General features: G+C 65.8%; 12 protein-coding genes. 10 read left to right on the top strand and 2 right to left on the bottom strand.

Translation table 11 applies throughout. From position 1 onward, the window contains the following. Nucleotides 1-47: 47 nt before the first annotated feature. The 4 genes from PSEK12I1_RS0120455 (at nt 48) to PSEK12I1_RS0120440 (ending at nt 5,800) form a co-directional block, all read left to right on the top strand. On the top strand, nt 48-3,518 hold the full coding sequence (locus PSEK12I1_RS0120455; RefSeq protein ID WP_027596846.1) for a PAS domain-containing hybrid sensor histidine kinase/response regulator: 3,471 nt from the start codon (nt 48-50) through the stop codon (nt 3,516-3,518). A 568-nt stretch (nt 3,519-4,086) separates the two neighbouring features. Next, entirely contained in the window at nt 4,087-4,968 is an 882-nt protein-coding gene (rfbD, locus tag PSEK12I1_RS0120450; protein WP_027602753.1) for a dTDP-4-dehydrorhamnose reductase, read from the top strand. A gap of 97 nt (nt 4,969-5,065) precedes the next feature. Continuing rightward, nucleotides 5,066-5,347 (top strand): DUF3509 domain-containing protein, encoded by a 282-nt coding sequence (locus PSEK12I1_RS0120445; protein WP_007159078.1) that lies wholly within the window; start codon nt 5,066-5,068, stop codon nt 5,345-5,347. 15 nt (nt 5,348-5,362) lie between these two features. After that, entirely contained in the window at nt 5,363-5,800 is a 438-nt protein-coding gene (locus PSEK12I1_RS0120440) for a hypothetical protein (protein ID WP_027602752.1), read from the top strand. Nucleotides 5,801-5,925: 125 nt separating this feature from the next. Here the strand turns inward: PSEK12I1_RS0120440 and PSEK12I1_RS0120435 are convergent, their stop codons facing one another. Continuing rightward, the gene (locus PSEK12I1_RS0120435; RefSeq protein WP_007159080.1) at nt 5,926-6,213 is read right to left on the bottom strand and encodes a DUF3509 domain-containing protein; all 288 of its coding nucleotides are present in this window, start codon (nt 6,211-6,213) and stop codon (nt 5,926-5,928) included. Nucleotides 6,214-6,565: 352 nt separating this feature from the next. Between PSEK12I1_RS0120435 and PSEK12I1_RS24000 the strand changes: the two genes are divergently transcribed. The 6 genes from PSEK12I1_RS24000 (at nt 6,566) to PSEK12I1_RS0120405 (ending at nt 13,042) form a co-directional block, all read left to right on the top strand. Then, complete coding sequence (locus tag PSEK12I1_RS24000) at nt 6,566-6,961, top strand: YqjD family protein (RefSeq protein WP_037007227.1); 396 nt, start codon at nt 6,566-6,568, stop codon at nt 6,959-6,961. A gap of 15 nt (nt 6,962-6,976) precedes the next feature. After that, nucleotides 6,977-7,369, top strand: coding sequence for a phage holin family protein (locus PSEK12I1_RS0120425; protein WP_037007225.1), 393 nt, complete (start codon nt 6,977-6,979; stop codon nt 7,367-7,369). After that, nucleotides 7,366-7,713, top strand: coding sequence for a hypothetical protein (locus PSEK12I1_RS0120420; protein ID WP_027596850.1), 348 nt, complete (start codon nt 7,366-7,368; stop codon nt 7,711-7,713). Before PSEK12I1_RS0120425 ends, PSEK12I1_RS0120420 begins: the two co-directional genes overlap by 4 nt. A 91-nt stretch (nt 7,714-7,804) precedes the next feature. After that, on the top strand, nt 7,805-8,983 hold the full coding sequence (locus PSEK12I1_RS0120415) for an EAL domain-containing protein (protein WP_027602751.1): 1,179 nt from the start codon (nt 7,805-7,807) through the stop codon (nt 8,981-8,983). A gap of 94 nt (nt 8,984-9,077) precedes the next feature. Continuing rightward, complete coding sequence (locus PSEK12I1_RS0120410; protein WP_027596852.1) at nt 9,078-10,409, top strand: deoxyguanosinetriphosphate triphosphohydrolase; 1,332 nt, start codon at nt 9,078-9,080, stop codon at nt 10,407-10,409. An 11-nt stretch (nt 10,410-10,420) separates the two neighbouring features. Continuing rightward, complete coding sequence (locus PSEK12I1_RS0120405) at nt 10,421-13,042, top strand: ligase-associated DNA damage response DEXH box helicase (protein WP_027602750.1); 2,622 nt, start codon at nt 10,421-10,423, stop codon at nt 13,040-13,042. On the opposite strand, the gene PSEK12I1_RS0120400 is transcribed toward PSEK12I1_RS0120405, so the two are convergent. After that, on the bottom strand, nt 12,996-13,847 hold the full coding sequence (locus tag PSEK12I1_RS0120400) for a S1 RNA-binding domain-containing protein (RefSeq protein WP_007159087.1): 852 nt from the start codon (nt 13,845-13,847) through the stop codon (nt 12,996-12,998). The two genes, PSEK12I1_RS0120405 and PSEK12I1_RS0120400, sit on opposite strands and share 47 nt — an antisense overlap. Nucleotides 13,848-14,003 lie beyond the last annotated feature (156 nt).

Raw genomic sequence — 14,003 nt, 5'->3', positions numbered from 1 at the left:
GACACTTTGTCCGGGCGCGATGGGCGCCTGGAATGTCTGGAGTCGCCATGTCCCTGCCCAGCGGACTGATCATCACCGTTACCCTCGGCTATCTGGCCCTGCTGTTCGCCATCGCCTTCTATGGCGATCGCCGGCCCCCGCTCAGGCCGCGCCTGCGGGCCTGGGTCTACAGCCTGTCGCTGGCCGTCTACTGCACCAGCTGGACCTTCTTCGGCGCGGTCGGCCAGGCCGCCGACCAGCTCTGGTCCTTCCTGCCCATCTACCTGGGGCCCATCCTTTTCCTGCTGCTGGCGCCGCAACTGGTGAAAAAGATGGTGCTGATCAGCAAGAAGGAAAACATCACCTCCATCGCCGACTTCATCGCCTCCCGCTATGGCAAGTCGCAGACGCTGGCCATCGTCGTCGCGCTGATCTGCCTGGTCGGCGTCCTGCCCTACCTGGCGCTGCAGCTCAAGGGCATCGTCATCGGCGTCAACCTGCTGACCGGCATCAATGCCGAGTCCCTGAGCACCCGCGCCCAGGACACCGCGCTGTTCGTCTCCCTGGTGCTGGCGGTCTTCGCCATCCTGTTCGGCACCCGCAACCTGGACGTCACCGAGCACCACCGCGGCATGATGCTGGCGATCGCCTTCGAATCCCTGGTCAAGCTCGCCGCCTTCATCGCCGTCGGCCTCTGGGTCACCTATGGCCTGCACGACGGCTTCACCGATCTGCTCACCCGCTCGCAGCAGGCGCCGCAACTGCAGGAATACTGGCGCGAAACCCTGGACTGGCCGGGGCTGCTGATCCAGACCGGCGTGGCCTTCATCGCCGTGATGTGCCTGCCGCGCCAGTTCCACGTCACCGTGGTGGAAAACACCGACACCCGGGACGTCAACCTGGCGCGCTGGGTGTTTCCGCTCTATCTGGCGCTGGCCGCGCTGTTCGTCATCCCCATCGCCCTGGCCGGCCAGTTGCACCTGCCCGGCGGTGTGCTGCCGGACTCCTTCGTCATCAGCCTGCCGCTGGCCCAAGAGCGTCCCTGGCTGGCCCTGCTGGCCTTTCTGGGCGGCGCCTCGGCGGCCACCGGCATGGTGATCGTCGCCTGCGTCGCCCTCTCCACCATGATCTCCAACGACATCGTGCTGCCCTGGCTGCTCAAGCGCCGCGGTCAGGTCGAGAGTCCCCATGCGGTGTTCAGCCACTGGATGCTCACGGTGCGCCGCGCCAGCATCGTGGTCATTCTGGTCCTGGCCTATTGCAGCTATCGCCTGCTGGGCTCCAACGCCAGCCTGGCCACCATCGGCCAGATCGCCTTCGCCGCCATCGCCCAGCTCGGACCGGCCATGGTCGGGGCGCTGTTCTGGAAGGCCGCCAATCGCCGCGGCGTCTTTGCCGGTCTCACCGCCGGAGCCCTGCTCTGGGGCTATCTGATGGTGCTGCCAGTGGTGGCCACCAGTCTGCAATGGTCGCTGGAGGCCTTTCCCGGCCTCGCCTGGTTCGAGCAGCCCGCGGGGGAGCGGACGCTGCAACCGACCACCGTCGGCGCCCTGGTCTCCCTGGCCGGCAACTTCCTGCTGTTCGCCCTGGTGTCGCTGCTCTCGCGCACCCGGGTCTCGGAATACTGGCAGGCCGGGCGCTTCATCGCCCAGTACGCCCTGCCCCGACCGCGCAATCGCGCCCTGCTGGCGGTCAAGCTGGAAGACCTGCGGCTGCTCGCGGCGCGTTTCGTCGGCGACGAGCGCGCCCGCCTGAGCTTCAGCCGCTTCGCCGAGCAGAGCGGCCTGACCTATCACCCCGGGATGAACGCCAACAGCGAATGGATCGCCCAGACCGAGCGGCTGCTAGCCGGGGTGATCGGTGCCTCTTCCGCCCGCGCGGTGGTCAAGGCCGCCATCGAAGGCCGCGACATGCAGGTCGACGACGTGGTGCGCATCGCCGACGAAGCCTCGGAGGTGCTGGAATTCAACCGGGCGCTCCTGCAGGGCGCCATCGAGAACATCTCCCAGGGCCTCAGCGTGGTCGACCAGTCGCTGCGCCTGGTGGCCTGGAATCAGCGCTACCTGGAGCTGTTCGACTATCCCGACGGCATGATCCAGGTCGGTCGCCCCATCGCCGAGATCATCCGCTACAACGCCCTGCGCGGGCTCTGTGGCCCGGGCGATCCCGACGAGCACGTGGCGCGCCGGGTGGAGCGGATGCGCCAGGGCATTCCCCACACCTCGGAGCGGACCTTTCCCAATGGCCGGGTGATCGAGCTGATCGGCAGCCCCATGCCCGGCCGCGGCTTCGTGATGAGCTTTACCGACATCACCGCCTTCCGCGAGGCCGAACGCGCCCTGCGCGAAGCCAACGAGGGCCTGGAGCAGCGTGTCGAGGAACGCACCCGCGAACTGTCCCAGCTCAACCAGGCCCTGGAGGAAGCCAAGGCTCACGCCGAAGCGGCCAACCAGTCCAAGAGTCGTTTTCTCACCGCGGTCAGCCATGACCTGATGCAACCCCTGAGCGCCGCGCGGCTGTTCACCGCCGCCCTCGCCCACCAGGACGGCCTGGCCCAGGAAGCCCAGGAGCTGGTGCGCAACATGGACAGTGCCCTCAGATCCAGCGAAGACCTGATCGCCGATCTGCTGGATATCTCGCGGCTGGAGAACGGGCGCATCCTGGCGGCCCCGGCGCCTTTCTCCCTGGCCACCCTGTTCGAAGCCCTGGGCGTCGAATTCAAGGCCCTGGCGCAGAATCAGGGCACCAGCCTGCGCATCCGCAGCAGTCGGCTGGTGGTCAACAGCGACAGCAAGCTGCTGCGCCGGGTGCTGCAGAATTTCCTCACCAACGCCCTGAGATACGCCCATGGCCGGGTATTGCTCGGCGTGCGCCGTCAGGGCCAGCACGTGAGCCTGGAAGTCTGGGACAGCGGCCCTGGCATCCCGGCGGACAAACTCGAGCTGATCTTCGAGGAATTCAAGCGGCTGGACAGCCACCAGACCCGCGCGGAAAAGGGCCTTGGGCTGGGCCTGGCGATCGCCGACCGCCTCTGCCGGGTGCTCGGCCATGAACTCTCGGTACGCTCCTGGCCGGGTCATGGCAGCGTCTTCAGCGTCAAGGTGCCCCTGGCGCCCGCCCTGGCGATCCAGGCCGCAGCCGCCAGCGAGGCGGCCCAGCCCCTGGCCGGCGATCCGGTGCTGTGCATCGACAACGAAGACAGCATCCTGCTCGGCCTGCGTAGCCTGCTGGGCCGCTGGGGTTGCCAGGTCTGGACCGCACGCAGCCGCGAGGAGTGCGCGGCCCTGCTCGCCCAGGGCGTGGTGCCGCGGCTGCTCATCGTCGACTACCACCTGAGCGATGCCGACACCGGCCCGGATGTCGCCGAATGGATTCGCCAGACCCTGGGCCAGGACATCCCGGGCATCGTCATCAGTGCCGATGGCCGCCCGGAATGCCTGGACAAGGTGCGCCAGGCGCGCCTGGACTTCCTGCCCAAGCCGGTGAAGCCGGCTTCGCTGCGCGCCCTGCTGAGCCGTCAACTGGCCTTGTCCGGTTGAGCGAAACCGGGGCGGCTGACCACGCTGCCGACCGGTCTTTCGTTCAGCGTCGATTAAGGTTGCCGAGGCCCAGCGAGACGGAACAATCCACAGCTTCTGTTGATAACTTTGTTGAAAACATGGTGGAAAAGAACCCGGAGCCTTGCTCTGCGGGCCCCTCAAACAAGTTGATCATTTTTTAATCACTTTAATAAGTTCAACATAATCAATAACTTAATTTAAAAGCAGGATTTCCGGCAGACAAAACTCCGGGCGAAAGAGGGCTTGACAAGCGCTAGCACAACTTGTGCACAACTCCGGATGAAAATGACCAACGGAGACCTGTCAGCCGTCGCACAATTGTCAAGTATTCGTGAAACAAATTTTTGCGCCACCTTGCCGAGGGCGGTAGCCAGAGGCAGCCCGCAGGCTAGAGCCGACAGCCAGGACAGAGGGCAGGCCAAAGGCTAGCCTTGTCCTCTGCCGGTCATCGGGTAGACTGCCTGCTTTTGCTCAGGGCTGTCGTGGCGACGCCCACCCTGTCAATCAGGCATGGACGCGCCAGCCCTTCTGGAATCAGCTCAGTCACATGAACGTCTTCATCGCCGGTCAACACGGCCAACTCTCTCAGGCGCTGCAAAAACTGCTGGCCACCAAGGCCCAGGTAACCGTCATCGGCCGGGCCCAGGTGGATTTCACCCAGCTAGACGCGCTCCATGACCGCGTCCTGGCCGCAAAGCCCGATGTCATCATCAATGCCGCCGCCTATACCGCCGTGGACGCCGCGGAGAGCGACGCCGAGACCGCGACCCTGATCAACGAGCGGGTGCCCCAGGTCTTCGCCCGGGCGGCGCAGCAGCTGGGCATCCCCATGGTCCACTACTCCACCGACTACGTCTTCGATGGCACCAGGGAAGGCCGGTATCGGGAAGAGGATCCGACCTGTCCGCTCAATGTCTATGGCCGGACCAAACTGGCTGGCGAGAACGCCGTGCGCGAACACGCCGAACGCCACCTGATCCTGCGCACCAGCTGGGTCTATTCCTGGCAGGGCAACAACTTCCTGCGCACCATGGTGCGGCTGCTCAGCGAGCGCGACGAACTGAACATCGTCGATGACCAGATCGGTGCGCCCACCTGGACCCGGACCATCGCCGACGCCACCGAGCGCCTGCTGGCCTATAGCAACCAGGACGATGGCCTCTGGGGCACCTATCACCTGACGGCCAACGGTACCACCTCCTGGTTCGGCTTCGCCGAGCAGATCGCCCAGCGCCTGCGCGAGACCGGTCAACTGAAGGCTCGTCTCAATCCGATCCCCAGCAGTTCCTACCCCACCCCGGCGCATCGCCCCATCAATTCGCGGCTATCCACCGAAAAGCTGGCAGCGGTGCTGGGGCAGCCACTACCCGACTGGCAAGCGGCTTTCGCCCAGTGCTGGAGCGAGCGCGAACTTCAGGTGAGCGGCTGAAACGGGCCGTCGGTCATACTTCTGGGATCTCCTCCAGAACTACCCCCGCCCCTGGAAGTCAATGGCACTGACCCCGCTCACGCCAGTCAGGTACGTCATGGACAACCCTTTCCAACTCATCGCCGCGGCTTTCGAGCAAGACTTTCGGGTCAATTTCCGCATCGAACGCCTCGACGGCAGCGTCAGCCTGACGCTGTCCGACGACAGTGGCGTCAAGGTCAAGCGGTTGATCAGCAAGCAGCAATTGCATGACCACACCCGCCTCGCGCGCCTGATCGACAGCATCCGACTGGGTATCGCCATCGACGAGGGCCATGGCGTCACGGCCCTGCTGGCCGGTGGCACTGGCGGTGCGCCCCGTCTGACCGTCGCGAACTGAGCAGGGATCCGCGCTATGCATACCATGGAAGGCTCCACCCCTCGTCTCATGCAGGCGGCGAACGCCGCTCCGCTGCTCGACAGTCTGGAAACGGCGGCGCCCGAGCGGCAGCCGGCGCCCACCTCGCTGTATCAGCTGACCTGCGCCCGTCTCGACGAACAGCTGGCACCGCTCAAGGTCTGGCCGACCCTGCCGGATCGTACCGGACGGTTTTCCTTTACCCTGCTGGACAGGTGCGGACGCATCCTCTATCGCTCGCCGACCTTGCGCCAGGCGCTGTATCGGGAAGAAGAGCTGCTCAATGGTGTGATCGCCAATGCGCGGCTGGCTGCCGTACAGGCCGGACAGGGCTTTCCGTCCTGGGGAGTGGTGGACGTCGCCTGCCCCATGTACCAGCTGCCTGCGACTCAACTTCCCTGCGCGGGATGCCGTCTGCTGAAGTGCAAGAGCTGACGAAGGCGTTGCGGGATTAACGCTAACTACTTGATTGCCATCTTTTAATCTTCAACGTTCGAGACCAACGAATGCCGAGGGCATCCGTACTGCAAGTCTCGCGCTGAAGCTTTGAAGCCGTGGTGTTACTCGGAATATCTCAGCATGTTGGCGCCCGTGGCCCGCAGCACCGCCATGGATTGCGGCGCCAGCGCACCGGCCCGCAGCGACACGTCCTTGCGCACCTCGTCGATCACCGTTTTCAACAGCTGGCTCTCGCCCAGTTGCCGGGCGCTGACCACCCGGTTCACTCGCGCATCGTCACACTGCTGATCCTGCACCGTCAGCACAATACTGCCGTCAGGGCGAGGCGCCGTAACCGAGCATTTATAAGTACTGAAAGCGGCAGTCAGTCTATCTATGGCGTTTTCCATTCTTCCCCCTCTTATTTGTCTAGAAGTGCATGGACGATCAAATACGACGCAACTGACAGTGATAGAAACAGCAAAGTTCTTGCGTCTTACTTGAATAAGACGAGCAATGGCGCTAGCGCCTGATTTTGTGAGCCAGCTCTTCTAATCCGTATTCGGTATGGAACTTTTGGCGAGGCTGAATCGAAAAGGTATGACCATTCGTCCGCCTTGGGCTGCGTTTCGGGTGCCATGCCTGGCCACCTTATAGAGGCGCCTAGCTCGTGCCGGGATGGCTCTGGCCGGTGGAACCTTTGCTCCAGGCGCTCACTCGAAAGGGCTGAAACGGATACCCATCGCCTACCAGGAGCGCGCCATGACCGACAAAACCCCTCCCGTGATCAAAGACGAGCTTGCCGCTGACATCGATGAGCAGGCACACAAGCAGAACGCTGACCGGGTCCGTCGTCATCTGGGCGAGGCCGAGCAGGCACTGACCGACGAATTTCACACCCTGCTGGCAGACGCCGAGCAACTGCTCAAACACACCGCGAGCATGGCCGGTGAGCAGGCGGACGAACTGCGCGCCAAGTTGAGTTCCAGCCTCGAACGCTCCCGCGACGTCCTCAAGACCAAGCAGGACGATCTCTATCGCCAGGGCGTCGCGGCCAAGGAGACCACCGAGGAGTACGTGGTCGACAATCCCTTCAAGGCCCTGGGCATCGCTGCCGGCGTCGGCTTCCTGATCGGTCTGCTGGCCTCGCGCCGCTAAACCTGGGGGACTGCCATGGACACCTCCTCTCCTCCACGGGAGCTGCCTGACGAGGCGCCCAAGCCATCGGTCAAGCGTCTCGCCGGCGCGGTGGTAGGGCTACTGCAGAGCCATCTGGAACTGCTGGGCATCGAGGTTCAGGAAGAGAAGGTCCGGACCTTCCAGCTGTTCCTCTTTACCGGCCTGAGCCTGATCTTCGGCTTGCTGGTGCTGGTCGGCGTCTCGGCGGCGGTCATCATCGCCTTCTGGGATACCTATCGCATGGCCGCGACTCTGGGCCTGTGCGCCTTCTATGCCGTGGCGCTGGCGATCTGCATCCTGCGGGCCCTGAGCCTGGTCAAGGGCGCCGCGCCCTTCCATGCCACCCTGGAAGAACTCAACCGCAACCGGGAGCGCCTACTGCCATGAACCAGCCGCTTACCTCTGCCACCAGCCAGGCCAAGCGCAAGGAACTGGTCCGGCTGCGCATGGAGATGTATCGCCAGCAGCTGATCTACAACGCCCAGCCCCTGCACAACCCCATCAGCCTCATCGGCGATCTGGTGCGGCCGAATCGGGACAAGGTCGCCAGCTCGGCGAAGAAGCCGCTGATGCTCGGCGCCACGGTATTCCTGTCGTTGTTCGGCAAACGCCTGGGCGCGGTGGGCCGTCTGGCCCGCATCGGTCTGGCCCTCTACCCGATCGTCAACCGATTGCAGGCTCACCATCGTGAACAACGGCAGGCGGAACACCCGCTGCCACCGCCGCGCTAGGTAGAGAATGGCTCCCTCGGGAGCCATTCTGTCATCTGGCACCCTTATCGCATGGTCAAGCCGAACGCTACTCAAAAGATAAGGATGCCCTGTGTTTTCCGGCCACCCCACCGCCTTCTTCCAACCCTTCATCGACACCGCGACCGGGCGCATCGCCGGCGTCGAAGCCCTGGGGCGCCTGCGCCAGGATGACGGCAGCCACACCTCCGTCGGCCCCCTGTTCGCCGATCCCGGCACCCCAACCCTGGACCTGCTCCACCTCGACCGCACGCTGCGGGACGATGCGCTGCGGCGCTTTGCCAGCGCACCGGATGACTGGTTTCTCAGCCTCAATCTCTCGCCGCGCTGGATCAGCCAGCTGGAAAGGGGCGCCGAATTGCCCAGCCTGGCGCAGCTGGAGCGCTCCGGCATCGCCCCGAGCCGAATCGTCTACGAGATCACCGAGGCCGCTGGCGATCTGCCCAGCCTGACCCAGGCCGTCGCCCGCTATCGCGAACTCGGCATCCGCATCGCCATCGACGATTTCGGTTCCGGCTATTCGCAACTGGATCGGGTGCTGGATCTGCAGCCGGACATCCTCAAGCTGGACATGCGCCTGTTCCAGGCCGCGGCCCGGGGTGGTACCCGCGGCGATGCGGTCAAGGCGCTGGCGCAAATGGCCGAGAAGACCGGCTGCTGGCTGATCGCCGAGGGCGTGGAGACCGAAACCGAACTCGACTTCGCCCTGGAGTGCGGTGCGCGCTACGTCCAGGGCTTCCTCTTCGCCGAGGCCACCGCCGAGCTGGGCGCCAGCGACAGCCATCAGCAGCGCTTCGCCGCCCTGCGCAGCCGCTTCGTCGATGGCAAGCTGGATCAGCAGACCCGGCTGCTGGAGCTGCGCCAGCAACTGGCCGACTTCGTCACCCAGCTCAGGCCCTGGGCGGAACACGGCGGCCCCCTGAGCGCCCTGCCCGATCCCCAGGCGTTTCCCGGGCTGCTGCGCATCTACCAGTGCGACCGCACCGGCACCCAGATCACCCCCAACCTGGAATGGAACGGCATGTTCTGGCGCGAGAATCGCCGCTACCTCAACCACAACTGGTCTTGGCGACCCTACTTCTATGCCCTGCTGGCCGAAGGCTGGAACGAGCGACGCCTGGCGCTTTCGACGGTCTATCGCGATGCCACCACCAACCAGTACTGTCTGACCGCCAGCCAGTTCCTGGAGAGCGGCCAGCGCCTGCTGCTGATCGACCTGGACGCCAGCCAGTTGCCGGGCTTTGCCAACTGAGCGGTGATGATCGTATGTTGCCGAGGTCAGAACGCAGAAGCGCCGAACGGCTACCGCCGGCGCTCCCCTTATCGGTGATAGCTCGAGGACGGCCTTGGACTGGCAGACACTTCTTATCCGCGAACGGCTGGGCAAACCCCTGCACAGCCCGGATGAACTGGGGCGTAGCCCCTTTCACAAGGACCACGATCGCATCATCTTCTCCGGCGCCTTCCGCCGGCTGGGGCGCAAGACCCAGGTTCACCCCGTCACCAGCAACGACCACATCCACACCCGCCTGACCCATAGCCTGGAGGTCAGCTGCGTCGGCCGCTCCCTGGGCATGCGCGTGGGCGAGAGTCTGAGGGGCGCCCTGCCCGAGTGGTGCGATCCGAGCGATCTCGGCATGGTGGTGCAATCCGCCTGCCTGGCCCACGACATCGGCAATCCGCCCTTCGGCCACTCCGGCGAAGACGCCATCCGCTACTGGTTCACCCAGGCCGCCGGCCGCGGCTGGCTGGACGACATGAGCGAGGCGGAACGCCAGGACTTCCTGCACTTCGAAGGCAATGCCCAGGGCTTCCGGGTACTGACCCAGCTCGAATACCACCAGTTCGACGGCGGCACCCGCCTGACCTACGCCACCCTCGGCACCTATCTCAAGTATCCCTGGACCTCGCGCTATGCCGCGGCGCCTGGCTACAAGAAGCACAAGTTCGGCTGCTACCAGAGCGAGCTGCCGCTGCTGGAACAGATCGCCGAGAAACTCGAGCTGCCGCTGCTGGGTCCGGAGCGCTGGGCCCGGCATCCGCTGGTCTACCTCATGGAAGCCGCCGACGACATCTGCTACGGCCTGATCGATCTGGAAGACGGCCTGGAGATGGAGTTGCTGGACTATGCCGAGGTCGAGGCCCTGCTGCTGGGCCTGGTCGGCGACGACCTGCCGGAAACCTATCGCCAGCTCGGCCCCAAGGATTCGCGGCGGCGCAAGCTGGCCATCCTGCGCGGCAAGGCCATCGAGCACCTGACCAACGCCACCGCCCGCGCCTTCGTCGACCAGCAGGACGCCCTGCTCGCCGGCACCCTGGGCGATGACCTGGTCGAGCACATGGCCGGTCCGGCCAAGCTCTGCGTGCAGCGCGCCAAGGCCCTGGCCCGGGAAAAGATCTTCCACGACAAGCGCAAGACCCTGCACGAGATCGGCGCCTACACCACCCTGGAAATCCTGCTCAATGCCTTTTGCGGCGCCGCCCTGGAACAGCACCGCGGACGCGAGCCCTCGTTCAAGAGCCGCCGCATCCTCGACCTGCTGGGCAACAGCGCGCCCGATCCATCCTGGACCCTGCACCAGGCCTTCATGCGGGTGATCGATTTCATCGCCGGCATGACCGACAGCTACGCTACCGCCATGGCGGCCGAGATGACCGGGCGTTCGAACCCGGTCTAAGGAGCGCCACGATGGCCACCGCATCCCGCACGCGCAAGGGCCCAGGCAGTCGCTGGCTGGCCGCCCAGGGCTGGAAGGCCTTTCCCTTTCAGCGCGAGGTGGCCAAGGCCATCGCCGCAGGCGAATCCGGCCTGCTGCACGCCACCACGGGTTCGGGCAAGACCTACGCCGTCTGGCTGGCCGCCCTGGATGCCTTCGTCGCCCCCAAGCCGATCACCGCCAAGGGCCTGCCCAGCAAGCGCAAGCAGGCACCACCGCCGCTCACCGTGCTCTGGCTGACGCCCATGCGCGCCCTGGCGGCGGACACCCTGCGCGCCCTGGAGCGCCCGGTACTCGACGAAGAACTGGAGTGGACCCTGGGCCTGCGCACCGGCGACACCGGCAGCAGCGAGCGTGCGCGACAGAATCGGCGCCTGCCGACGGCGCTGGTCACCACCCCCGAAAGCCTGTCGCTGCTGCTGTCCCGCGAAGACGCCCAGGAGGCCCTGGGCCAGGTTCGGCTGGTGGTCATCGATGAGTGGCACGAATTGCTGGGCAACAAGCGTGGCACCCAGACGCAACTGGCCCTGGCCCGCCTGCGCCGCTGGAATTCCGGATTGCAGACCTGGGGCCTGTCGGCCACCCTCGGCAACCAGGCCCATGCGCTGGATGTGCTGCTGGCCGGCGCCCCGGGCCATCTCGTCCAGGGGCGCCAGGACAAGCGCCTGCAGGTGGATACGCTGCTGCCCGAAGGCGGCGTCGAGCGCTTCGCCTGGGCCGGGCACCTGGGCATGCGCCTGCTGCAGCAGGTGATCCGCGAACTGGAGGATAGCCCCACCACCCTGGTCTTCACCAACACCCGCGCCCAGACCGAACTCTGGTACCAGGCCCTGCTGCAGGCGCGCCCGGACTGGGCCGGCCTGATCGCCCTGCACCATGGCTCCATCGAGAAACAGGCCCGCGAGTGGGTGGAAGGCGGTCTCAAGAATGGCCAGCTCAAGGCGGTGATCTGCACCTCCAGCCTCGACCTCGGGGTGGACTTCCTGCCGGTAGAGCGGGTACTGCAGATCGGCTCGCCCAAGAGCATCGCCCGCCTGCTGCAGCGCGCCGGCCGCAGCGGCCATGCCCCGGGCCGTGCCTCGCGTGCCACCCTGGTACCCACCTACAGCCTCGACCTACTGGATGCGGCGGCCACCCGCCGCGCCATCACCGCGGGCGAGATCGAAGCGCGCACCGCCCCGGTCAAGCCCCTGGATGTCCTGGTGCAGCACCTGGTGACCGTCGCCCTGGGCGGCGGCTTCGAGCCGGATGACCTGCTGCCGGAGATCCGCAGCGCCTGGGCCTATCGCGACCTCAGCGAGGGCGAGTGGATCTGGGCCCTGGCCTTCGTGCGCAACGGCGGCGCCTCGCTGTCGGCCTACCCGGACTATCGCCGCGCCGAGCCCGACGCCGAGGGCATCTGGCGCGTCCCCGATAAGCAGCTGGCCAAGCGGCATCGACTGGGCATTGGCACCATCGTCAGCGAGACCAGCCTCAATGTGCAGTTCTGGTCCAAGGGCGGCGGTGGCAATCGGCTGGGCAACATCGAAGAAGGTTTCATCGCCCGCCTGCGGCCCGGCGATCACTTTCTCTTCGCCGGGCGCACCCTGGAACTGGTGCGGGTGGAGAACATGACGGTGTATGTGCGCCGCGCCACGGGGCGCAAGGCCGCCATCCCGCGCTGGAGCGGCAGTCGCATGCCGCTTTCGGACACCCTGGCCAAGCACGTCCTGGCGCTGCTGGAAGACGCCGAGGCGCAGCGCTACGAGAGTCCGGAGTTGCGCCTGCTGCAACCGCTGCTGGACGTGCAGCGGCAGTGGTCGGCGCTACCGAGCGCCCACTACCTACTCGCCGAGACGCTGGAATCCCGCGAAGGCTCGCACCTGTTCCTCTATCCCTTCGCCGGCCGTCACGCCCATCTGGGGCTGGCCAGCCTGCTGGCCTGGCGGCTGGCGCAGCGGCGCCCCTGCACCTTTTCCATCGCCGTCAACGACTACGGCCTGGAGCTGGTCTCGCCGGTCAGCCTGGACTGGCAGGAACTGCTCGATGCCAGTCTCTTCACCACCGACGACCTGGTCAGCGACACCCTGGCCAGCCTCAACGCCGCCGAACTCGCCCAGCGCCGCTTTCGCGAGATCGCGCGCATCTCCGGGCTGATATTTTCCGGCTATCCGGGGGCGCACAAGAGCAATCGCCAGCTGCAGGCCAGCAGCAGCCTCTTCTACCAGGTGTTTCGCCAATACGATCCGGACAACCTGCTGCTCGGCCAGGCCCAGACCGAGGTCCTGCGTCAGGAGCTCGATGCCGATCGCCTGCAGCAGACGCTGATCCGCACCGGCGCCCTGCCGCTGCGCCTGGTGGTCCTGGACCATCCCTCACCCTTCGCCCTGCCGCTCATGGTCGAGCGGTTGCGCGAGAGTCTGAGTTCCGAAAAGCTGGCCGACCGCATAACCCGCCTGGTCGGCGATCTGGAGCGCGAAGCCGGGCCGGACGAGCGGGCGCGCGCCTTCGACCCCGAGTCCCTGGTGCAGCCCAGCCACGACAGCGATCTGACCCCGCGGCGCGGCGCTAGCCAGCGGCGTCCTCGCGTACAGAAATCCGGTCGTCCTCGATAACGATCCGCCCCTGGCGATAGAGATGGCCGATGGCCTTCTTGAAGTTGCCCTTGCTGACACCAAACAGCTGATGGATCAGCGCCGGCGGACTGCTGTCGCTGAGTTCCAGAACCCCACCGCGTGCCTTGGCCAGGCCGATGATCTGTTCGGCGAGATCGCTTCCGGCGGCAGCTCCCTGAGGCTGCAGGGTCAGGCTGATCTTGCCGTCCGCCCGCACCTCGCGAATGAAGCCCCGCTCCCGCTGCCCCAGGCGCAGTGGCTTGAAGGCCTCGTTGCGATGCACCAGGCCCCAGTGCTTGTTGTCGACGATCACCTTGTAGCCCAGGTCGGTCCGCTCGACCACCAGCAGGGGTACCGGCTGACCCACCTTGTAGCGTGGCGGTTCACGATCCAGGTAGCGATCCAGGCGCGCGGTGGCAACGATCCGCCGGGTCCGCGCGTCCAGGTGCACATGCACCACGCAATGATCGCCCACCTGCAGCGGACGCTTCTCCTCCGAATGCGGCAGCAGCAGGTCCTTGGGCAGGCCCCAGTCGAGGAAGATCCCCACCCGGCCGACCTCCACCACGCGCAGACTGGCGAAACCGCCGACCTGCACCTTCGGCTTTTCGGTGGTGGCGATCAGGCGGTCTTCGCTGTCCAGGTAGAGGAAGACGTTGAGCCAGTCGCCCTCGGCGCAGGGTTCGTCGCGAGGCGCATAGCGGCGCGGCAGCAGCACCTCGCCGTCATTGCCGGCATCCAGGAACAGACCGATGGGGGTGTTGCGCAAAATCTGCAAGCTGTTGAAGCGACCCAGCAAGGCCATGAGTGGAGACTCCTGTAGAAAGCGGTGCATTTTACCGCGATCAGCAGAGTCACCGCTTGGTCGCGACCCTTCGTCGCTGAACGGTCGCGAGGCGTGGCTGGCAGCCGGGTGGGTACGAATCTCGACCCGATCGGCCTTGCCCCCACCGCTCGGCAC

The sequence above is a fragment of the Pseudomonas sp. MOIL14HWK12:I1 genome (assembly GCF_000510705.1).
Lineage (GTDB): Bacteria > Pseudomonadota > Gammaproteobacteria > Pseudomonadales > Pseudomonadaceae > Chryseomonas > Chryseomonas oryzihabitans.
Note: the sequence above shows the minus strand (reverse complement) of the source record. Positions and strands in the feature narration are given on the sequence as shown.